The organism is Pseudomonas sp. H3_E04, from assembly GCF_054668915.1.
Genome location: NZ_CP162797.1, coordinates 290,367 through 312,111, shown reverse-complemented (window position 1 = coordinate 312,111; position 21,745 = coordinate 290,367). Strand labels below are relative to the sequence as shown.

At 59.5% G+C, this 21,745-nt stretch carries 19 protein-coding genes and 4 tRNA genes; 8 read left to right on the top strand and 15 right to left on the bottom strand.

The features are described 5' to 3' along the window. Nucleotides 1-18: 18 nt before the first annotated feature. The 4 genes from AB4N53_RS01470 to AB4N53_RS01455 all read right to left on the bottom strand — a co-directional run bounded on the left by AB4N53_RS01470 (nucleotide 19) and on the right by AB4N53_RS01455 (nucleotide 552). A tRNA-Asp gene (locus AB4N53_RS01470) sits at nucleotides 19-95 on the bottom strand. Between the two features lie 19 nt (nucleotides 96-114). Further along, nucleotides 115-190 (bottom strand) — tRNA-Val (locus tag AB4N53_RS01465). Between the two features lie 190 nt (nucleotides 191-380). Continuing rightward, nucleotides 381-457 (bottom strand) — tRNA-Asp (locus AB4N53_RS01460). Between the two features lie 19 nt (nucleotides 458-476). Further along, nucleotides 477-552, bottom strand: a tRNA-Val gene (locus AB4N53_RS01455). Between the two features lie 159 nt (nucleotides 553-711). On the opposite strand from AB4N53_RS01455, the gene rdgC reads away from it, so the two are divergent. The 3 genes from rdgC to sugE all read left to right on the top strand — a co-directional run bounded on the left by rdgC (nucleotide 712) and on the right by sugE (nucleotide 3,176). Beyond that, complete coding sequence (gene rdgC, locus AB4N53_RS01450; protein WP_024012190.1) at nucleotides 712-1,632, top strand: recombination-associated protein RdgC; 921 nt, start codon at nucleotides 712-714, stop codon at nucleotides 1,630-1,632. Nucleotides 1,633-1,776: 144 nt separating this feature from the next. Beyond that, nucleotides 1,777-2,742, top strand: a complete 966-nt coding sequence (locus tag AB4N53_RS01445; protein WP_460117619.1) for a bile acid:sodium symporter family protein — start codon at nucleotides 1,777-1,779, stop codon at nucleotides 2,740-2,742. 119 nt (nucleotides 2,743-2,861) lie between these two features. After that, nucleotides 2,862-3,176, top strand: coding sequence for a quaternary ammonium compound efflux SMR transporter SugE (sugE, locus tag AB4N53_RS01440; protein WP_041479526.1), 315 nt, complete (start codon nucleotides 2,862-2,864; stop codon nucleotides 3,174-3,176). Nucleotides 3,177-3,290: 114 nt separating this feature from the next. On the opposite strand, the gene AB4N53_RS01435 is transcribed toward sugE, so the two are convergent. From AB4N53_RS01435 to AB4N53_RS01420, 4 genes are all read right to left on the bottom strand, one after another. Further along, nucleotides 3,291-5,162: an MFS transporter gene (locus AB4N53_RS01435; protein WP_460117617.1), complete on the bottom strand. Its 1,872-nt coding sequence runs from the start codon at nucleotides 5,160-5,162 to the stop codon at nucleotides 3,291-3,293. Between the two features lie 96 nt (nucleotides 5,163-5,258). Beyond that, entirely contained in the window at nucleotides 5,259-6,410 is a 1,152-nt protein-coding gene (locus AB4N53_RS01430; RefSeq protein WP_460117615.1) for a TDT family transporter, read from the bottom strand. Nucleotides 6,411-6,515: 105 nt separating this feature from the next. Next, nucleotides 6,516-6,827: a cupin domain-containing protein gene (locus AB4N53_RS01425; protein ID WP_460117613.1), complete on the bottom strand. Its 312-nt coding sequence runs from the start codon at nucleotides 6,825-6,827 to the stop codon at nucleotides 6,516-6,518. 49 nt (nucleotides 6,828-6,876) lie between these two features. Further along, nucleotides 6,877-8,076, bottom strand: a complete 1,200-nt coding sequence (locus tag AB4N53_RS01420; protein ID WP_460117611.1) for an MFS transporter — start codon at nucleotides 8,074-8,076, stop codon at nucleotides 6,877-6,879. 91 nt (nucleotides 8,077-8,167) lie between these two features. Here AB4N53_RS01420 and AB4N53_RS01415 point away from each other — a divergent pair, with 91 nt between their 5' ends. Together AB4N53_RS01415 and AB4N53_RS01410 are read left to right on the top strand one after the other, a co-directional pair. After that, nucleotides 8,168-8,710 (top strand): TetR/AcrR family transcriptional regulator, encoded by a 543-nt coding sequence (locus tag AB4N53_RS01415; RefSeq protein WP_460117609.1) that lies wholly within the window; start codon nucleotides 8,168-8,170, stop codon nucleotides 8,708-8,710. Nucleotides 8,711-8,969: 259 nt separating this feature from the next. Beyond that, a complete protein-coding gene (locus AB4N53_RS01410; protein WP_460117607.1) occupies nucleotides 8,970-12,440 on the top strand; it encodes a hybrid sensor histidine kinase/response regulator in 3,471 nt (1,156 codons plus the stop codon). 634 nt (nucleotides 12,441-13,074) lie between these two features. Here AB4N53_RS01410 and AB4N53_RS01405 read toward each other — a convergent pair. Beyond that, the gene (locus AB4N53_RS01405) at nucleotides 13,075-14,439 is read right to left on the bottom strand and encodes a DNA recombination protein RmuC (protein WP_460125270.1); all 1,365 of its coding nucleotides are present in this window, start codon (nucleotides 14,437-14,439) and stop codon (nucleotides 13,075-13,077) included. A gap of 175 nt (nucleotides 14,440-14,614) precedes the next feature. Continuing rightward, nucleotides 14,615-14,938, bottom strand: a complete 324-nt coding sequence (locus tag AB4N53_RS01400) for an SEL1-like repeat protein (protein WP_217850707.1) — start codon at nucleotides 14,936-14,938, stop codon at nucleotides 14,615-14,617. Nucleotides 14,939-15,847: 909 nt separating this feature from the next. Here AB4N53_RS01400 and AB4N53_RS01395 point away from each other — a divergent pair. From AB4N53_RS01395 to AB4N53_RS01385, 3 genes are all read left to right on the top strand, one after another. Beyond that, a complete protein-coding gene (locus tag AB4N53_RS01395) occupies nucleotides 15,848-16,072 on the top strand; it encodes a hypothetical protein (protein ID WP_016773719.1) in 225 nt (74 codons plus the stop codon). Nucleotides 16,073-16,343: 271 nt separating this feature from the next. Further along, nucleotides 16,344-16,826: a hypothetical protein gene (locus AB4N53_RS01390; protein WP_024012180.1), complete on the top strand. Its 483-nt coding sequence runs from the start codon at nucleotides 16,344-16,346 to the stop codon at nucleotides 16,824-16,826. Between the two features lie 146 nt (nucleotides 16,827-16,972). Beyond that, nucleotides 16,973-18,244, top strand: coding sequence for an OmpP1/FadL family transporter (locus AB4N53_RS01385; RefSeq protein WP_460117604.1), 1,272 nt, complete (start codon nucleotides 16,973-16,975; stop codon nucleotides 18,242-18,244). 203 nt (nucleotides 18,245-18,447) lie between these two features. Here AB4N53_RS01385 and AB4N53_RS01380 read toward each other — a convergent pair whose 3' ends face one another. The 5 genes from AB4N53_RS01380 to AB4N53_RS01360 all read right to left on the bottom strand — a co-directional run bounded on the left by AB4N53_RS01380 (nucleotide 18,448) and on the right by AB4N53_RS01360 (nucleotide 21,745). Continuing rightward, nucleotides 18,448-19,008, bottom strand: coding sequence for a glutathione peroxidase (locus AB4N53_RS01380; RefSeq protein WP_071171497.1), 561 nt, complete (start codon nucleotides 19,006-19,008; stop codon nucleotides 18,448-18,450). Nucleotides 19,009-19,062: 54 nt separating this feature from the next. Then, nucleotides 19,063-19,185, bottom strand: coding sequence for a hypothetical protein (locus tag AB4N53_RS01375; RefSeq protein WP_268747873.1), 123 nt, complete (start codon nucleotides 19,183-19,185; stop codon nucleotides 19,063-19,065). Next, nucleotides 19,182-20,390 carry an MFS transporter gene (locus tag AB4N53_RS01370; protein ID WP_460117601.1) on the bottom strand — a complete coding sequence of 403 codons (1,209 nt, stop codon included), beginning with the start codon at nucleotides 20,388-20,390 and terminating at the stop codon, nucleotides 19,182-19,184. The genes AB4N53_RS01375 and AB4N53_RS01370 overlap by 4 nt, the downstream gene beginning before the upstream one ends. Before the next feature lie 52 nt (nucleotides 20,391-20,442). Beyond that, nucleotides 20,443-20,847, bottom strand: coding sequence for a MarR family winged helix-turn-helix transcriptional regulator (locus tag AB4N53_RS01365; RefSeq protein ID WP_016773714.1), 405 nt, complete (start codon nucleotides 20,845-20,847; stop codon nucleotides 20,443-20,445). Nucleotides 20,848-21,022: 175 nt separating this feature from the next. Continuing rightward, nucleotides 21,023-21,745, bottom strand: coding sequence for an adenosylcobinamide-GDP ribazoletransferase (locus AB4N53_RS01360; RefSeq protein ID WP_460117599.1), 723 nt, complete (start codon nucleotides 21,743-21,745; stop codon nucleotides 21,023-21,025).

Here is a 21,745-nt window from a genome sequence, read left to right as displayed (position 1 = left end):
AGTTCCAGATACCGAATATGGCGCAGCGGACGGGACTCGAACCCGCGACCCCCGGCGTGACAGGCCGGTATTCTAACCGACTGAACTACCGCTGCGCGAAACGCTTGAAACGAATGGTGGGTGATGACGGGATCGAACCGCCGACATTCTGCTTGTAAGGCAGACGCTCTCCCAGCTGAGCTAATCACCCTTCGCTTCGTTACGGGGCGCATTATGCCACAAGTTTTCGTAAAGTGTTGATTTTATTGAATATTTTTCAAAAAAATCTGAAAACCAGTGAAACGATACATCCCGCGAGTACAACCTTGAGACAGAAAAAAACCCGCCTCAGCGGGTTTTTCCGTGGTGACCTGGCGTTCAGTGGTCCAGGTTACCGAATATGGCGCAGCGGACGGGACTCGAACCCGCGACCCCCGGCGTGACAGGCCGGTATTCTAACCGACTGAACTACCGCTGCGCTAAACACTTGAAACGAATGGTGGGTGATGACGGGATCGAACCGCCGACATTCTGCTTGTAAGGCAGACGCTCTCCCAGCTGAGCTAATCACCCTTCGCTTCGGTGTGGCGCGCATTCTACGGACCACCCCCACCTCTGGCAAGCACTTTTTTAAATAATTTTCCGAGGCCTTCCAAAGGCTTAGAGAAGGGTTGGCCTATGCCCCGGCGAAGACAATAATGCCCCCCTTTGTATAAAGGAGTGACTCACCCCATGTGGTTCAAGAACCTGCTGATCTATCGCCTGACCCAAGACCTGCCTGTCGATGCCGAGGCGCTGGAAACTGCACTGGCGACCAAACTGGCGCGGCCGTGTGCAAGCCAGGAGCTGACCACTTACGGTTTCGTCGCACCGTTCGGCAAGGGCGAAGATGCGCCGTTGGTGCATGTCAGCGGCGATTTCCTGCTGATCTCTGCGCGCAAGGAAGAACGTATTCTGCCTGGCAGCGTCGTGCGTGACGCGGTCAAGGAAAAGGTCGAAGAGATCGAAGCCGAGCAGATGCGCAAGGTCTATAAGAAGGAACGCGATCAGATCAAGGATGAAATCATCCAGGCGTTTCTGCCGCGCGCATTCATTCGTCGTTCGTCGACCTTCGCCGCGATCGCGCCGAAACAGGGCCTGATCCTGGTCAACTCGGCCAGCCCGAAACGCGCCGAAGACCTGCTGTCGACCCTGCGCGAAGTGATCGGCACCCTGCCCGTGCGTCCGCTGACCGTGAAAATGGCACCGACTGCGGTGATGACCGAGTGGGTCACCACGCAGAAAGCCGCCGACGATTTCTACGTGCTGGACGAGTGCGAACTGCGCGACACCCACGAAGACGGCGGCATCGTCCGTTGCAAGCGTCAGGACCTGACCAGCGAAGAAATCCAGCTGCACCTGAGCACCGGCAAAGTCGTCACTCAGCTGTCGCTGGCCTGGCAGGACAAACTGTCGTTCATGCTCGACGACAAGATGACCGTCAAGCGCCTGAAGTTCGAAGATCTGTTGCAGGATCAGGCGGAACAGGACGGTGGTGATGAAGCTTTGGGCCAACTGGATGCCAGCTTCACCCTGATGATGCTGACCTTCGGCGACTTCCTGCCGGCACTGGTGGAAGCGCTGGGTGGGGAAGAGATGCCGCAGGGGATCTGACTCTGACGAGTATCTAACCTGTGGGAGCGAGCCTGCTCGCGAATGCGGTGTGCCAGTCAACATTAATGTGTCTGGCTCACCGCATTCGCGAGCAGGCTCGCTCCCACAATGTTTTGTGGTGTAACCAAAAATAAGGATCAAGCCATGCGCGCACTGGCTGCACTCAGCCGCTTTGTCGGCAATACATTCGCTTACTGGGTTCTGATATTCGCCGTCGTGGCCTTCCTGCAACCAGCGTGGTTCATCGGCCTGAAAAGCGCGATCGTACCGCTGCTGGGTCTGGTGATGTTCGGCATGGGCCTGACCCTCAAACTCGACGACTTCGCCGCCGTTGCTCGCCATCCGTGGCGGGTGGCGCTGGGCGTGGTTGCGCATTTCGTGATCATGCCCGGTGTGGCGTGGTTGCTCTGCCAGGTGTTTCACCTGCCGCCGGAGATCGCCGTCGGCGTGATTCTGGTTGGCTGCTGCCCGAGCGGCACCTCGTCAAACGTGATGACCTGGCTGGCGCGCGGTGATCTGGCGCTTTCGGTGGCTATCGCCGCTGTCACCACCCTCCTCGCCCCATTGCTGACCCCGGCGCTGATCTGGCTGCTGGCCTCGGCGTGGTTGCCGGTGTCGTTCATGGAGCTGTTCTGGTCGATCCTGCAAGTGGTGCTGTTGCCGATCGTTCTCGGCGTGGTCGCGCAGCGTCTGCTCGGCGACAAGGTGCGGCATGCGGTGGATGTGTTGCCGCTGGTGTCGGTGGTCAGCATCGTGATTATCGTCACCGCCGTGGTCGCGGCCAGTCAGGCGAAAATCGCCGAGTCCGGCCTGCTAATCATGGCCGTTGTGATGCTGCATAACAGCTTCGGTTATCTGCTCGGCTACTTCACCGGGCGCCTGTTCGGCTTGCCGCTGGCTCAGCGCAAGTCGCTGGCACTGGAAGTCGGCATGCAGAACTCGGGGTTGGGCGCAGCATTGGCCAGTGCGCATTTCTCGCCACTGGCGGCGGTGCCGAGCGCGCTGTTCAGCGTCTGGCACAATATCTCCGGGGCGCTGCTGTCGACGTACTTCCGGCGTATGAGTGAAAAAGAAGACCGCGACAATCTCGCGCAACAGGCGGTCGACTGAGCCGAAAACTTGATCCTCGGGTTAATGCTCGTCAGTATATTGCGCAACGCGGGGACGACCCTGCGGCTCGCTCGAGTCATTAATCTGGGGACGACCCCGTCAATCGATGGAGGTCCTGCATGTCCTGGATCATTCTGTTTTGCGCCGGCCTGTTCGAAGTCGGCTGGGCCGTCGGCCTGAAATACACCGACGGTTTCACCCGCCCGCTTCCGACCGCCCTGACCGTTGCCGCGATGGCTATCAGTCTGGGTCTATTGGGCTTGGCGATGAAGGAATTGCCGTTGGGTACGGCTTATGCGATCTGGACTGGCGTCGGTGCCGTGGGCACGGTGATCGCCGGGATCATTCTGTTTGGTGAATCGATGGCGTTGATTCGGCTGGCCAGTGTGGCGTTGATCGTCACGGGTTTGATTGGCCTTAAAGTCAGCGCTTAAGCCGATACCGTCTTCGCGAGCAGGCTCGCTCCCACATTCAACCGCGTTCCGTCATTGGAACAGGGTCAACTGTGGGAGCGAGCCTGCTCGCGAAGGGGCCTTTTGATACACCGACTATCTAACGGACCCGCGCAACTCCCCCACCAACACCTGCAACTTCGCTGGCTCAGTCCCTTCGGTAATCGCCGGCCCGGCCACCAGCGTCACCCGCGACCACAGGCGATGGAACAAGCCCTTGTTCGGATCGCGACTGAAGAAACTCCCCCACAATCCTTGCAGCGCCAGCGGAATCACCGGTACCGGGGTCTCTTCGAGAATCCGCGTCACGCCGCCGCGAAACTCATTGATCTCGCCATCAGCGGTCAATTTGCCTTCCGGGAAAATGCACACCAGTTCGCCGTCCTTCAGATACTGGGCAATGCGCGTGAAGGCTTTTTCATAGATCTGGATATCTTCCTGGCGTCCGGCGATGGGAATAGCGCCCGCCGTGCGAAAGATAAAGTTCAGTACCGGCAGGTTGTAGATCTTGTAGTACATGACAAAGCGAATCGGCCTACGCACCGCCCCGCCGATCAACAAGGCGTCGACGAAGGACACGTGGTTGCACACCAGCAGCGCCGCGCCCTCGTCCGGGATCGCTTCAAGGTTGCGGTGCTCGACGCGGTACATGGAATGGCTGAGCAGCCAGATCATGAAGCGCATGCTGAATTCCGGAACGATCTTGAAGATGTAGGCGTTGACGCCGATGTTCAGCAGCGACACCACCAGGAACAGTTGCGGGATCGACAGCTTGGCGACGCTCAACAAGACGATCGAAACAATCGCCGACACCACCATAAACAGCGCGTTGAGAATGTTGTTGGCGGCGATCACTCGCGCTCGTTCGTTTTCAGCCGTGCGCGACTGAATCAGCGCGTACAGCGGCACGATATAGAAGCCACCGAAAATGCCCAGGCCAAGGATGTCGATCAACACTGCCCACGTGTGAACAAAGCCCAACACGGCAATCCAGCTATGGCCGGTGAGGCTGTCCGGGATTCCCCCGGAATGCCACCACAGCAACAGGCCAAACACGGTCAGGCCGAACGAGCCGAACGGCACCAGACCGATCTCGACTTTGCGCCCGGAGAGTTTTTCGCAGAGCATCGACCCCAGTGCGATCCCCACCGAGAACACCGTCAGAATCAGCGTGACCACGGTTTCGTCGCCGTGCATCCATTCCTTGGCATAGGCGGGGATCTGCGTCAGGTAAATCGCCCCGACAAACCAGAACCACGAATTGCCGACAATCGAGCGCGACACCGCTGGCGTCTGGCCCAGACCGAGTTTCAGCGTCGCCCAGGATTGACTGAATATGTTCCAGTTCAAACGCATTTCCGGCGACGATGCCGCCGCACGCGGAATGCTGCGGCTGGCCAGATAACCCAGCACGGCAATGCCAACGATGGCAGTGGAGACCACCGGCGCGTAGTGCTCGGACGACATCATGATCCCGGCGCCGATGGTGCCGGCGAGAATCGCCAGAAACGTGCCCATTTCCACCAGACCGTTGCCACCGACCAGTTCATCGTCGCGCAAGGCCTGCGGCAGGATCGAATACTTCACCGGGCCGAACAGCGCCGAGTGTGTGCCCATGGCGAACAGTGCCACCAGCATCAGCGACAGGTGATCGAAGAGGAAGCCGATCGATCCTACGGCCATGATGGCGATTTCCGCGAGTTTGATCAGACGGATCAGCGCGTCCTTGGCGAATTTTTCCCCGAACTGCCCGGCCAGCGCCGAGAACAGGAAAAACGGCAGGATAAACAGTAGCGCACAGAGGTTGACCCAGATCGAGCGGTCACCCTCGATGGTCAGCCGATAGAGGATGGCGAGGATCAACGACTGCTTGAACACGTTGTCGTTGAACGCGCCGAGCGACTGGGTAATGAAGAAGGGCAAAAAGCGCCGGGTGCGCAACAGGTTGAACTGTGAGGGGTGACTCATCTTCCGTGTTTCCTGATGTTAGGTAGTGAGGCCTGGGTGCTTGTTATTGGAATCCCGCACCACGATCCAGGCCACACCTTACCTAAACTTTGCAGATTATTTCTTCAAACCTGCAATGCACGGCGAGACAAACAGCTCGCCACGCCATGCGCCCTGCACGGTGCGCTTGCCGACGATCAGCCACATTGCCGCCAACAAAATCACCAGCGCCGTACCGAATACACTGAAAAATGTCAGGTTGAGGATGCTCGCCAGTTTCAAAGTCGCCAGCGAATAGACGCCCAGCGGGAAGGTAAAGCCCCACCAACCGAGGTTGAACGGAATGCCGTCACGCAGATAACGCACAGTGATCAACAGCGCCATGAGCATCCACCACAGACCAAACCCCCACAGCGTAATCCCCGCCACCAGGCCCAGGCCCGAAGCGATTTCACCGACGCCAGCCAGGCCATTGGCGGCAAAAATCGCTGGCGCCTCACCGCCCAACAGCAACATGCCCAGCGCACCGGTGCCGATCGGGCCGAGGGCCAGCCAACTCGACGCGGCCATGTTTTCGTGGGGCAGCTTGTGCAGAGCCATACGCAACAACAGGATGGTCAGAATGCTGAACGCCACCGGCAGGGAAAAGGCCCACAGCACATAGCTGGTGGTCAATACGATGAGTTGCGCCTGGGCGTCAGTCAGATGCGGGGCGAGCAAACCGCCGCTGGCCGCTGCTACTTCCGCCGCCACCACCGGCAGCAACCAGACCGCAGTCATCTGATCGATGCTGTGTTCCTGGCGGGTAAACATCATGTACGGAATCAGCACGCCACAGGCCAGCGACATCGCCACATCGACCCACCACAATACTTCAACGAGCTGGATGACACCGTCGCCCCAACGCGGCAGCCCGAACAGCAAAAAGCCGTTAATGATCGTCGCCAGGCCCATGGGAATGGTGCCGAAAAACATCGACACAGTGGAATGGCCGAAAATCCGCCGCGCCTCGTCGAAGAACAAAATCCAGCGCGCAGCGTAAGCAACGGTAAACAGCGTGAATAACAGAATGTTGAACAACCACAGCCCTTCGGCCACAGCGCGCAATCCGGGAATGGCCAGCGGCAATTGCGCCAAAGCCAACGCCAGGACACCGGTGCCCATGGTCGCGGCGAACCAGTTTGGCGTGAATTGACGGATCACTTCCCGTGGATGTTGAAGCTGGCTGAAAGGTTTGTAGCCGGGGGTGACACTATTAGGGCAAATCATCATGAACTCCTGTCCTCTGGTGAGGTGGAGTCCATGGTAGATCCGAATCGAATATCGATATAACGGGTAATATATCTATCTGTTATCTGTTTTACCGATAGTAATTTAAACGCTGCCTTCGGATTCGATCACTAGGATCCGCGCTACGCCCTGCGGGTGGGCGACATGCTCGGTGCCGACCGAAGCATAGAAAATGTCGCCTGCATCCAGCAGCACCTGCTTCTCCTCACCGCTTTCGCGAAAATGCATCTGCACCTGGCCATCGAGCACAACGAACACTTCCTCGCCATCGTTGATGTGCCACCTGTATGGCTGATCGGTCCAGTGCAGGCGCGTGGTGATGCCGTTCATATTGGCGATGTCCAGCGCACCCCAAGCGCGGTCGGCGGTGAACGATTTGCTGCGGATAATCTTCATGAGTCGATCCGTGAGAGAAGTTCGCCAAGGCTAACCGAAACAGCCGCACTTAAGGTGCACCGCATGTTTGGCCGACGTGTGGACGCAGGCTGAGCAGCAACGCCGCCACGGCCAGCACGATCAACACAACGCCGTAACCATCAGTGGTCGCCAGCAACCCGAAACTGCGAGCCAGGTGCCCGGCCAGCAGCGCCGGCAAACAGAACGCCAAATAACTGAGCACGTAATAAGCCGACATCAAACCGGCTCGTTCATGCGGCAAAGCCAGCGGCACCAGACTGCGCACCGCACCGAGAAAGCCCGAACCAAAGCCGCAACCGGCGACCAGTGTGCCGAAGAAAAACAACGACAGACTGGCGCCATGCACGCCGAGGAGGATCAGGACCAGCCCGATCGGCAGCAAACTCGCGCCCAGCCGCAGCGCCTGAGCGGCTGGACGATTGCGCATCATGAAAATCATCAACGCACCGGTCACGGTGAGCGCCGCGACCGTAGCGCCACCGATCAGATTGGAGGTAGAGCCAGTGGCCGTGCGCACCAACGACGGTGCCAGCGAGGCATAAAAACCTCCGAGCGCCCAGGTTGCGGTGTTCAGTGGCAGCACTCGCCACAACGTCGATCGCGCTTGCACCGGCACGTTCAAGGTCGGCCGCAACGACGCCAGCGCCCCACCTTGCCGCGAGACACTTTCCGGCAGGCGCCAGACATAAACGCCCTGCAACACGAACAACGCCAACAGCAACCAATAGGTCAGTTGCAACGGCGCGGGTGCGAATTCTGCCAGCAAGCCACAGCCCAACCCGCCCAGAGCCATCCCGAGTAACGGCGCGACGCTGTTGATCAGCGGCCCCTGCAGACGGTCGGTGTCGAGCAGCGTTGCACTCAATACGGCAGTGGCCATGCCGGTGGCGAAACCTTGCAGCACCCGTGCGCTGATCAACCACGACACGCTATCGGCGTAGATGAACAGCAACATGGCCAGTGCATTGAGCAACACGGCGGTGAAGATCACCGGTTTGCGGCCCAAGTGGTCGGAAAGCGAGCCCACCGTCAGCAACGCCGCCAACAGACTCAAGGCGTATACGGCAAAAATCAGCGTGAGCATCGCTGCCGAGAAATGCAGCTGATCCTGATACAAGTGATACAAGGGCGTCGGCGCGGTGGAAGCGGCGAGAAAACTGAGTAAGGTGATCGCCAGAAACCACAAGCTGGACTGGTGAGAAGCAATATTATTCGAGGGGCTGGTCATGGGCATACTCCGCAAAAGCTAATTTTTTGCTTTTGCGCAGTGTGCTACCGCCCAGCGCTTAAAGCAAATTCTTTGTGTTAAGGTCTGCCGCATGGCTATTAAAGAAGGTTTACGCCCTGGTGGCCGCAGTGCCCGGGTGCAAGAGTCGATTCATTCGGCGGTCAATGCGCTGCTGCAAGAGCAGGAACGTTCCACCGTGACCGTCCCGCAAATTGCCGCACGCGCCGGCGTTACGCCGTCGACGATCTATCGGCGCTGGGGCGATCTGGCGGCATTACTCGCCGACGTCGCCCTCGCCCGCATGCGTCCGGACAGCGAACCGGCGCAAACCGGCAGTTTGCGTAGCGATATCCGCGCGTGGGCCGAGCAGTACCTCGACGAAATGAGTTCCGAGCCGGGCCGCAACATGATGCGGGATGTACAGGCGAGCATGACGCCGGGGTATTGCGTGACGATCATTGGCGCGCAATTGCAGACGATCATTGCGCGGCACCCGAATGAGACCGCACCGAGTGTCGATCGCTTGATCAATCTGGTGGTGGCGCCAGTGGTGTTCCGGATTCTGTTTTCGGCGGCGGCACTCGAGGTGGAAGAATTACACAGGTTGATTGATATCGCGTTGAACCAGCACTGACACCGATCCCCATGTAGGAGCTGCGGCACGCTGCGATCTTTTGATTTTGATTGCAAAGATCAAAAGATCGCAGCCTCGTTTCACTCGACAGCTCCTACAGGGTTTTGTGTTCGGCAACGTCACCACAAAAACTACCCAGTTCCAGTCCTGCGACACCCCGCCACGCCACGACCTTGGTCGACACTGACTAACCGCCGCGCCCGTGCGAGACTGTCCACCCGGGCAGGAGTGCCGGGGAGTCTTTTGTCGGGAGTGCTGCATGTCGTTGTCCACCGGGCTGATCGCCGTCGTTGCCCTGGCCTACATGGCCATCATGTTCGCCATCGCCTTCTACGGCGACCGTCGCAGCACGCCGTTGCCGCCACGGGTGCGCGCCTGGGTGTACAGCCTGTCGCTGGCGGTTTACTGCACCAGTTGGACGTTCTTCGGCGCGGTCGGTCAGGCGGCGGAACAGCTGTGGTCGTTCCTGCCGATCTATCTCGGGCCGATCCTGCTGCTGGTCGGCGCGCCGTGGGTCCTGCAGAAAATGGTGATGATCAGCAAACAGGAGAACATCACCTCCATCGCCGACTTCATCGCCGCGCGCTACGGCAAATCGCAATCGCTGGCGGTAGTCGTGGCGCTGATCTGTCTGGTCGGCGTGCTGCCCTATATTGCCCTGCAGCTCAAAGGCATCGTCCTCGGCGTGAACCTGCTGATCGGCGCCGGCGCCGATGCCATGGGCACCCGCGCTCAGGACACCGCGCTGATCGTGTCGCTGGTGCTGGCGTTGTTCACCATCGTCTTCGGTACGCGCAACCTCGATGCCACCGAACACCACAGGGGGATGGTGCTGGCGATCGCTTTCGAATCGCTGGTCAAGCTGTTCGCCTTTCTCGCCGTCGGCGCCTTCGTCACGTACGGCCTGTATGACGGATTCGATGACCTGTTCAATCAGGCAATGCTCGCTCCGCGCCTTGAGGCTTACTGGAAGGAAACCATCAACTGGCCATCGATGGTGGTGCAGACCGGCGTGGCGATGATGGCGATCATCTGTCTGCCCCGGCAATTTCACGTGACCGTGGTGGAAAACATCGACCCGCAGGATCTGCGTCTGGCGAAATGGGTGTTCCCCGCCTATCTGGCTTTGGCCGCATTGTTTGTAGTCCCGATCGCCCTTGCCGGTCAGATGATGCTGCCCAGTGATGTGCTGCCCGACTCGTTCGTGATCAGCCTGCCGCTGGCCCAGGCCCATCCGGCGCTGGCGATGCTGGCGTTTATTGGTGGCGCATCGGCAGCGACCGGCATGGTGATTGTCGCCAGCGTCGCGCTGTCGACCATGGTTTCCAACGACATGCTGTTGCCGTGGCTGTTGCGCCGCAACAACGCCGAGCGCCCATTTGAAGTGTTCCGCCAGTGGATGCTCTCGGTGCGCCGGGTGAGCATCGTGGTGATTCTGCTGCTGGCCTATGTCAGCTATCGCTTGCTTGGCTCGACCGCGAGCCTGGCGACCATTGGCCAGATCGCCTTCGCGGCGGTGACGCAGCTGGCGCCGGCGATGCTCGGCGCACTGTACTGGAAACAGGCCAACCGTCGCGGCGTGTTCGCCGGTCTCGCCACCGGCACCTTCCTCTGGTTCTACACACTGGTGTTGCCGATTGCCGCGCACAGTCTCGGCTGGTCGTTGGCGAGTTTCCCCGGCTTGGCGTGGCTGCACAGCAATCCGCTGAACCTGCCGATCACGCCGTTGACCCAAGGCGTGGTGTTGTCGCTGGCCGGTAATTTCACCCTGTTCGCCTGGGTCTCGGTGCTGTCGCGCACGCGGGTTTCGGAACACTGGCAGGCCGGGCGTTTCATCGGCCAGGAAATCAGTGCACGCCCTAATGCTCGCTCGATGCTGGCGGTGCAGATCGACGATTTGCTGCAGCTGGCGGCGCGTTTCGTCGGCGAAGAACGCGCGCGGCAGAGCTTCATTCGCTTCGCCTACCGCCAGGGCAAGGGCTTCAACCCCAACCAGAACGCCGACAGCGAATGGATCGCCCACACCGAACGCTTGCTGGCCGGTGTCCTTGGCGCTTCTTCGACGCGCGCTGTAGTAAAAGCCGCCATCGAAGGTCGGGAAATGCAGCTGGAGGACGTCGTCCGAATCGCTGACGAAGCCTCGGAAGTGCTGCAGTTCAACCGCGCGCTGCTGCAAGGCGCGATCGAGAACATCACCCAGGGCATCAGCGTGGTCGACCAGTCGCTGAAACTGGTGGCATGGAACCGCCGTTATCTGGAGCTGTTCAACTACCCCGACGGCCTGATCAGCGTCGGCCGGCCAATCGCCGACATCATTCGCTACAACGCCGAACGCGGCTTGTGCGGCCCCGGCGAAGCGGAAGTGCACGTCGCACGACGCTTGCACTGGATGCGTCAGGGCCGCGCGCACACTTCCGAACGGCTGTTCCCCAATGGTCGAGTGATCGAGCTGATCGGCAACCCGATGCCTGGCGGCGGCTTCGTCATGAGTTTCACCGACATCACGGCGTTCCGCGAAGCCGAACAGGCATTGACCGAGGCGAACGAAGGGCTGGAACAACGGGTCAGCGAGCGCACCCAGGAACTGTCGCAACTCAACGTCGCGCTCACCGAAGCCAAGGGCAACGCCGAGACAGCCAACCAGTCGAAAACCCGCTTCCTCGCCGCCGTCAGCCACGACTTGATGCAACCGCTGAACGCCGCGCGACTGTTCTCCGCCGCTCTCTCCCACCAGAACGAAGGCTTGAGCGCAGAGGCGCAACAACTGGTGCAACACCTCGACAGTTCGCTGCGTTCGGCGGAAGACCTGATCAGCGATCTGCTGGACATCTCGCGCCTGGAAAACGGCAAGATCAACCCGGAGCGCAAGGCCTTCGCCGTCAACGAACTGTTCGACACCCTCGGCGCCGAATTCAAAGCGTTGGCCCAGGAGCAAAAGCTCACGTTCCGCGTACGTGGCAGTCAGCTGCGCATCGACAGCGACATCAAACTGCTGCGGCGAATCTTGCAGAACTTCCTCACCAACGCTTTCCGCTACGCCAAAGGCCCGGTGCTGCTGGGCGTACGCCGGCGCGGCGACGAGTTGTGCCTGGAAGTCTGGGATCGCGGCCCGGGCATTCCGGAAGACAAACAACAAGTGATTTTCGAAGAATTCAAACGCCTCGACAGCCACCAGACCCGCGCTGAAAAAGGCCTGGGCCTGGGCCTGGCGATCGCCGACGGCTTGTGCCGCGTGCTCGGGCATACCTTGCGCGTCCGTTCATGGCCGGGGCGCGGCAGCGTGTTCAGCGTGACGGTACCGCTGGCGCGCACGCAAACGCCTGCGGCGAGCACCACGGTCGAACCGAACAGCAAAATGCTCAGCGGCGCGCAGGTGCTGTGCATCGATAACGAAGACAGCATCCTGATCGGCATGAACAGCCTGTTGAGCCGCTGGGGCTGCCAGGTGTGGACGGCGCGCAACCGCGAAGAATGCGCAGCGATATTGAATGAAGGCGTACGGCCGCAACTGGCGCTGGTCGACTATCACCTCGACCACGGCGATACCGGCACAGAGCTGATGGCCTGGTTGCGCACCCGCCTGGGCGAGCCGGTACCCGGCGTGGTCATCAGCGCGGATGGACGCCCGGAGACCGTGGCGCAAGTGCATGCGGCGGGCCTGGATTATCTGGCCAAACCAGTGAAGCCGGCGGCGTTGCGGGCACTGTTGAGTCGGTATTTGCCGCTGTAGAAGGTGAACTTGCAGACGCCTTCGCGAGCAGGCTCGCTCCCACAGAACAGCAAGAGCAGGAGCAGGAGCAAGAGCAAGAGCAAGAGCAAGAGCAAGAGCAAGAGCAAGAGCAAGAGCAAGAGCAAGAGCAAGAGCAAGAGCAAAAGATCGCAGCCTTCGGCAGCTCCTACAGTTGGACCGTCGATATCTGAGTGAAATGGTTGGTCGGCAGATTGCCTTCGCGAGCAGGCTCGCTCCCACAAAAGCAAAAGCAAGGCAGCGCAGCTGCCCGCGGCGAAGCCGCACCACTCAACAATGAGCGTTAGCTCGAGTGCTTTTGATCTTGCTTTTGATCCACCGGCGACGTCGGAAGGCTGAGTGGAGGGATTGATCCGGGCGTGGGAGCGCAGCGACCGTACGACGCAGTCGTACACAGCGGAAGGAGGTGCAGCGAAGCAAACCGTAGCCGCTGCGCCCGGATCGATCCCGGAGCGAAGGAACCCGAGCCTGCGAGGGCCGAACGTAGGAGCAAGCGTTTTTTTGCTTACTTTTTTTAGGCGTTTGTAAAAAAAGTGAGTCGCCGTAAGGGCGAAACCGTAATAAGCCATCACCGCAGCAACGGATATGTACTCCCAATCAGCCAAAAAAACGACGCCTACTCAGGCAACTCAACCAACCCATCAACATCCGTCATCGCCCGCTCCAGCAAATCCGCCGGCAAACTCTTGCTCGCCCGCGCACCGAGCAACTTCAATTGCTCACTACGACTGACCAGATTACCGCGCCCCTCTGTCAGCTTGTTACGCGCCGAGCTGTAAGCCTTGTCCAACTGCTGCAGGCGATTGCCGACTTCATCCAGATCCTGAATAAACAACACGAACTTGTCATACAGCCAACCCGCGCGCTCGGCGATTTCCCGGGCGTTCTGGCTCTGCCGCTCCTGCTTCCACAGACTGTCGATCACCCGCAACGTGGCCAGCAGCGTAGTCGGGCTGACAATCACGATATTACGGTCAAACGCTTCCTGAAACAGCGCAGGCTCAGCCTGCAACGCTGCGGAAAATGCCGCTTCGATCGGTACGAACAGCAGAACGAAATCGAGGCTGTGCAAGCCTTCCAGGCGCTTGTAATCCTTGCCGGCCAGACCTTTGACGTGATTGCGCAGCGACAACACATGCTGCTTGATAGCGATCTGCCCCAACGTGTCGTCATCTGCCGCAACATACTGTTGATACGCGGTGAGGCTGACTTTGGAATCGACCACCACCTGTTTGTCGCCGGGCAGGTAAATGATTACATCGGGCTGGAAACGTTCGCCGTCCGGGCCTTTGAGATTGACCTGTGTCTGATACTCGCGGCCCTTCTCCAGACCTGCGTGCTCAAGAACGCGCTCAAGGATAAGTTCGCCCCAATTGCCTTGGGTTTTCTGGCCCTTGAGCGCGCGGGTCAGGTTAGTCGCTTCGTCGCTCAAACGCAGATTCAACGCCTGCAAACGCTCCAGTTCCTTGGCCAGCGAAAAGCGCTCGCGGGCTTCGGCCTGATAGCTTTCTTCCACGCGTTTTTCAAAGGACTGGATGCGCTCTTTCAACGGATCAAGCAACTGCCCGAGCCGCTGCTGGCTGGTTTCGGCAAAGCGCTGCTCACGCTCATCGAAGATCTTGCCGGCCAGCTCGGCGAATTGCGCGCGCAGTTCATCGCGCGAGCCTTGCAGGTCGTTGAGACGTTGTTGATGGCTTTCCTGTTGCTCGCGAAGTTCGGCACTCAGCGAGGCCGCGTGGGCGTCGAGGCGGCGCAACTCAGCGTCTTTGTTGGCGCGTTCGAGGTTCCAGGCGTGGGAGGCGTCGCGGGCGTCATCGCGCTCGATCTGCAGCAATTCGACTTCACGGCGCAGGGCGGCGAGGTCTGCCTGCTTGGCGGCGTTGGCCTGGCCGAGGTCGGCGATCTCATCGCGGCTGGCTTCAAGCTGCGCGTTGAGGCCGTCCTGAGCCAGTTGCGCCATGGCCAGGCGCTCTTCGAGCAAGGCCAGGTCAGCCCGGGCGTTGCTGGCCCGGCGTTGCAGTTGCCAGGCCAGTGCCAGCAGCGGCACTCCTGCTGCCGCAAGACCGAGCAATATGCTGGTCAAGTCCATAGCCATAGCGACTCCTGCCAATCGGATAAAGCCTGAAGGTTAACCAAGGCGTCAGGGCTTGGACAGCTCAGTCTTCGATCAGACCGAGTTCCTGCTGCGCACGACGGTCACCGGCGCGGGCGGCCTGACGCAGCAGCTCCTGACCGATACGCCGGTCACGGGCGTTGCCGCACTCCCGACAGATCAATTGGCCGAGACGGCTTTGTGCAGCGACCACACCTTCACGGGCCGGTTGCTTGAGCAGACGGCCAGCGAGGTGTTTGGCGCTGGGACTGTCGCTCAGGCGCGGCGCATCGAGCAGCCACTCAGCCACACGTACGGAAAAACGCTTGGGAGCGGTAGCAGAGGTCGGATTGGAGGTAACAGAGTCTGATACTGAGCGAAACTTCATAAAGCACTGCGGGACAGATCGGAAGGCGCGCCACTTTACTCTCTTTTTCTTACAGGTAAAGTCGAAAAAAACCCGGCACGCCCGTCCTAGAGCAAGCGCTAGGGACAATCCACAGAAGCTGTGGATAAGTCAGTGGACAACCGCTCTCCGATCCTCGCAAAGCCTTATGGAATGGGGCTCGCAGTCAAACTGACGATTTTTTCACCAACAAAAAAAGGCGATATTTTTCATTGACTTAAACTTTTGATACAGGCAGCCACTGGAGTCAGGATCGATGTGACAGTTGCGTTACGCCCTGTGCAACTAATGTGCACAAGTACCTGTGAGCCGGTTATATGCGTGCGCTTTTTCGGGTCATTTTGCGCAGCGGGAAAGGTCAAGAGCACCCATGAAAAAACGTCGCCGCCGACGAATGGTTGACCGCGACGATGCCCTCCTAACCTTTTTTACTTCGGGATTTGCTTCGCTCGAAAGGATCCGTTACTATCCGCGGCGTTAGTACCAAGCTGAAAGTCAATTCCGGTCGAACATCTCCCCACGGTCAACTTCCAACAGGAAGACACTACCGAAAAAAGCGGGAACGACCCCTCGATGGTTTCCAGGTAAATCTTGTGACGACGCTGCCTTTGAACGAAAGCAAAGGGCGTTGCGAAGAACACTTACTCTGACCGAACCAACCTGCAAATTGATCAGGATCTTCACCCCGGGCCCAGAACCTTTGCCCTCGCTGTGATGCCTGTCCTCCTAAGTACCTACCTGCCAGCCCAAGCGCGCTCACTTATCAGCGCTTCAAACTGGCTGCTTTGTTCCAGTCGGGTTCTTCGTTCGATCAATGGTGATCAACGTTACTGGAACGTTTTAACGTTGCACGGTTCTTATCCGTGTCATTTGTAGGAACACCTAATAACTATGTCTACTCAAATCCAGACTCAGGATGCCATTCGCACCCTAACCAACGCTTTTGCTCCAATGAACTGCCTGATCATGGCCGCTCGCAAAGGCTGCTTCAGCTTCACCGTGGTCAATGAACACGGCATCGCTCGTCACAGCGAGCGTTTGTACCCCGATCAATACTCCAGCGCCGAACCGCTGCAGGCCGTGATCGAGCGTACCCGTCAGGCACTGGTTGCCTGAAAGCCGGACAGGCTGCAAAAGCAAAGCCCTGCTGAAAAGCGGGGCTTTTTATTGCCTGATATTTCACTTTTAGCGCTGCGCTTCTAAGCATGTTCCGGTCTAACGCCCGCACAGCCGTGGCGGAAATATTTTAAAAACAGACCTTTACACGCTGAATATGACACTACACTTCAACTCAAGCGGCTTGACCCGCTTGCGGCGAGCCTGAGTCGATCCACTGCTGCCAAGGCCCCTTCAGGACTCGCCCTCAACAACAAGAACCGAGGGTGTTATGGGTATCGCTGCCAGCGAACTGTGCCGCTATGTGATCCGTCCCACATTGATCTATCTGGGACGCCACTGCGCAACCGCCGAATCCCTGCTGCTGGGCATTGCTGCAAGCCAGTCAGCCCTCGGGTCTGCCCTGCATGACCGCCGTGGCCACGGCCTCTACCGGATCGCCGAACATCGCCATCAGGCACTCTGGGACGATTATCTGGCGCTCGATCCGGAGCGCGCCAGTCTCGTGCGCGGCCTGGCCAGCCAGCACGCGTTTCTCAGCGGCCCGCACCTGGAACTGACCGTCAACCTGCGTTACGCCACGGCCATCGCCTGGCTGCTCGTAGAAGAACAGAACCCCACCCTCCCCGCTCCGACCGACCTGCTCGGCATGGCGCGCATCTGGCGCCAGACCTTTCAACCGCAAGGCCGTTTGCGCGACTTCACCTATGCCTGGCAAACCTGTGTTTCACCGCTGAATCAGGTCGCTTGCTGACCAAGCGGTTTCACAAGTTCTCGCAACAAGTCGCCATTTTGGTCGGATTGTCCTACAAAACCGCTCTAAATCAAGGCTTGCAGGCTATAGCGCTGGGACGAAAATGTTGGTAATTTTCGCCCCGGTGATCACCAGGAGTTCTAATAATGAAAAAAGTCATGCTCAAAACCACCCTTAGCCTCGCCGTTACCCTTGCCTCCACACAAATCTTCGCGGCAGGTTTTGCCCTCAACGAACAAAGCATCAGTGGGATGGGGACTGGTTTTGCCGGGCGATCTTCTTCTGCCGACGACGCAAGCACTGTTTATGGCAACCCGGCCGGCATGGCGCGCATCAAGCGCGAACAGGTCACCGGCGGCGTCGCCGTTGTCGATGCACACACCGATATCAGCAACGCCAGCTCCAGCCCGAATGGCGGCAGCAACAAAGGCGACATGGTGCCCTTCACCGCTGTACCTATGGGCTTCTATGTAAAACCGATCGATGACCACTGGGCATTCGGTCTTGGTGTGTACGTACCGTTCGGTCTGATCACGGACTACGAAAATGGCTTCGCCGGCCGGTACTTCGGCAGCAAGTCTGAAGTACAAGTCATCACCTTCCAGCCAACCGTCAGCTACGCCTTCAACGACAAGGTATCGATCGGTTTCGGCCCGACCATCAACCGCATCGACGGCTCGCTGGAATCCAACCTCTCGATCACCCAGGCACTGCCGGACGGCAAGGTCAAGATCAAGGGTGACGACACCGCGCTGGGCTACAACGTCGGCTTGCTGGTCCAGGCCACCGACACCACCCGCCTGGGCCTGACCTATCACTCCAAGGTCGATTACAAGCTCGAAGGCGACACCAAGGTCAACTACGGCGCACTGGCGCTCGTGGGTGTCGGCGCCAACCAGAAGTACGACGCTTCGCTGAAGATCACCACACCGGAATCCGTGGACCTGTCGGTCACCCAGGCGATCAACGATCGCTGGAACGTCTATGCCGGCACCACCTGGACTCGCTGGAGCCAACTGGACAAGATCACCGTGAAAAACTCCGGCGTGCAGCCTCTGCTGGCCGGTCAGTTCGGTTCGATCAACGAAGACCAGAACTGGCATGACTCCTGGGCCTACGCAGTGGGTACCTCGTACCAGTTGAACAAGGAATGGGTACTGCGTACCGGTCTGACCTTCGACCAGTCGCCGACCAACAACGAAGACCGCTCGCCTCGTATCCCGACTGGCGACCGCACCATCTTCAGTATCGGTGCCGGCTGGAGCCCGACCGACGACCTGACCATCGACGTCGCGTACTCGTACCTGAAAGAAGAGTCGGTCAAGATTCGCAACGAAAATGCTCGTGGCCAGACTTACGATGCCAAGTATGAAAACTCGGCAAACGGCTTCGGTGTCGGCGCGACTTACCGCTTCTGATGCACCGTGGCGAGGCTAACCCCTCGCCCACGAAAAAGCCCCGCTCTCTTTACAGAGGCGGGGCTTTTTCTTGCCTGAAAATTTGTACAACCCGTAGGAGCTGACGAGTGCAACGAGGCTGCGATCTTTTGATCTTGAATTAGAGGTTCAAAAGATCGCAGCCTCGTTGCACTCGTCAGCTCCTACAGGATCATCACAAGGCTTCAGGGCTTCAGCGGTTTGGAGGCGATTGCCTTCTCGATCGCAGCGATAAACTCGGGATCATCCGGTTTGGTCAAACTGGAAAAACTCGCCACGACCTTGCCCTGCCGATCCACCACGTACTTGTAGAAATTCCACTTCGGCGCATTGCTCTGCGCGGCCAGAACCTGAAACAGATGCGTGGCGTCGTCGCCGCGAACTTTCTGCGGCTCGGTCATGTTGAAGGTCACGCCATAGTTGGCGTAGCAGACCTTGGCGGTTTCCGCGCTGTCCTTGGATTCCTGCTTGAAGTCATTCGACGGCACGCCAAGCATCTCCAGGCCTTGCGCCTTGTAGCGTTTGTTCAGCGCCTCGAGCCCTTCGAACTGTGGAGCGAAACCGCAGAAGCTGGCGGTATTGACCACCACCAGCGGTTTGTCGGCGTACTGCTTGCAAAGATCGATGGATTCCTTGGCGCGCAGCTTGGGCAGCGAGCCTTGCAGCAGCTCAGGACAATCGGCGGCCTGGGCCAGGCCAGTCAACGCCATCAGCAACGCGGGAACAGCACACCAGCGCATCAACATGTCGAACTTCCTTGGGCAGTCATCAGGCTTTGACGTTACTCGCCACGCTGCGATCTAGCAAATGCTCATGCCCAATTGCATCAGCGCCAGCCCGCCGCGCTGCCAGCCCCACCACACCAGCGCCAAGAGCGCAGCAGCCACTGCGGTGACGGCGAATCGCGCGCAGATCCTGCTCATGCGGCGCTCGCAGCGGCTTGCAGGCGCGCCACCGGACGCTCGCGTACCGGCCAGTTCAACGCCGCTGCCAGCAGGCTCAAGAGAACCGCCACTTGCCAGATCAAGTCATAACTCCCGGTGCGGTCATACACCACCCCTCCCAGCCAGCCGCCAAGGAACGAGCCGAGCTGATGGAACAGAAAGACGATGCCGCCGAGCATGGACAAATTGCGCACGCCGAACAAGGTCGCCACCGTACCGTTGGTCAACGGCACCGTCGACAGCCACAGAAAACCCATGGCCATGCCGAACAGATAAGCCGACGTGGTCGTCACCGGTAACCACAGGAACAGCACAATGACCACCGCGCGCAGCAGGTACAACGCCGTCAGCAGACGCGGTTTGGACATGCGGCCACCGAGCCAGCCAGCGGTGTAAGTGCCGAAAATGTTGAACAGGCCGATCAAGGCCAGCACCGTGGTGCCGACGGTCGCCGGCAGATGCTGATCGACCAGATACGCCGGCAGATGCACACCAATGAATACCACCTGAAACCCACAGACAAAAAAGCCGAACGCCAGCAGCCAGAAACCGGAATGCGAGCAGGCTTCGCGCAGTGCTTCGGAGAGGGTTTGTTCGTGGCCGAGAACCGGCAGCGGCTTGTCTTTGAGCATGCTCACCAGCGGCACGATCATAGCCACCAGCAGGCCCAGCACCAGCAATGCAGCGGACCAGCCCAGCCAGCCGATCAAGCCGAGGGTGCCCGGCAACATGGCGAACTGGCCGAACGAACCGGCAGCGCTGGCAATGCCCATGCCCATGCTGCGTTTGTCGGCCGGCACGGCGCGGCCGACCACGCCGAGAATTACCGAGAACGAAGTGCCGGACAAACCAATGCCGATCAACAGGCCGGCGCTCAGCGACAAAGTCACCGCCGAGTCGGACAGGCCCATGAACACCAGGCCCAGCGCGTAAAGCACGCCGCCGACCAGCACCACTTTCGCCGCGCCGAAACGATCAGCCAGCGCGCCGGTGAACGGCTGCGCCAAGCCCCAGATCAGGTTCTGCAGGGCGATGGCGAAGGCAAAGACCTCGCGCCCCCAGCCGAATTGCGCGCTCATCGGCGACAGGAACAGACCAAAACCGTGGCGCACGCCCAATGACAACGCCAGGATCAGCGCGCTCCCCAGCAACACCCAACCGCAAGTACGCCACATCGTTGTCATTGTTATTCTCCAATCGCGGGTATATACCCGCTTGAACTCGAAGAAACCGGCGTCAGGCCAGTTCGTCGAGCAATTTGAGCAAGGTTTCGCGCTTCTCGGCACCGAGACGGTCGATCAGCCGCTGTTGCGCCGCTTCCCACGCCGGCAATGCCGCTGCCAGGCGCTGCACACCGGTTTCGGTGAGCCGGACGATGCGGTTGCGCATGTCCTCGCCTTCGGCCAGCGCCACCAGACCTTCGCCCTCGAGCACCCGCAAATTGCGTCCCAAAGTGCTGCGATCCAGACCCATGGCTTCGGCCAGTTCGGAAATGCTCGGCTGCTCCAGCCGCTGCAGATTGCACAGCAGAGAATACTGGGCAACGTTGATCCCGAAGCCATCGAGAGCGCCGTCGTAATGCCTGCTGACGCCACGCGCGGCGCGACGCAGGTTGGTGCACAAACACTGAGAAGGAAGCATGATGCGTGTATATACCCGCGAGTGTGTTAAATCAAGTTACACATGAGTTTATTCTGAACATCATTGCTGCCGGTGAGGCCGCCTTCGCGAGCAGGCTCGCTCCCACAGGGGATTGCATTTCGAAGGTAGGAGCGAGCCTGCTCGCGAAGGGGCCGGCATCATCTACGCAAATCCTTCAGACCAAAGCGAGCCCCACCAACACCCCCATCTCCAGCAATTCCAGCAGCGCCCCCGCCGTGTCCCCGGTAGTCCCACCCAACCGCCGTATCATCAAACGCCGCAGCCAGACACACCCAACCAGCGAAATCAGCAAGATGCCGAAACCGGCGACAAACAAGCAGCCCAGGGCACTCACCCCAAGCACCCACCACCCCGCTTTACGCGGCAGATGATCGGCCAGTGCCTGACCCAAGCCACCCGCACGCACATACGGCGTAGTCAGAAACAAACCCAACAGCGCCGCCCGCCCGAGCACCGGGACGACGATCAGCGCCAGGGTATGCCCTTGTTCGATCAGTGCCAGCAACGCGGCAAATTTGAGCAACAACACCAGCACCAGCGTGACCACCGCGATCGGCCCGCTGCGCGGATCTTTCATGATCGTCAGCGTACGTTCACGATCACCAAAACCCCCGAGCCAGGCATCGGCGCTGTCCGCCAAGCCATCGAGATGCAGCGCGCCGCTGAGCAATACCCACACGGTCAGCAACAGCGCCGTATGCAGCAACAACGGCGCGCCGGCCAACAGCAGATTCAACGCATAGAGGATCAGCCCGAACAGCAATCCCACCAGCGGATAAAACAGCAGCGAACGGCCAAGCTGTTGCGGCTCGGGCATGCCTGACAGGCGAATCGGCAGGCTGCTGAGAAACTGCAAGGCGATCCACAGCGGCAACAT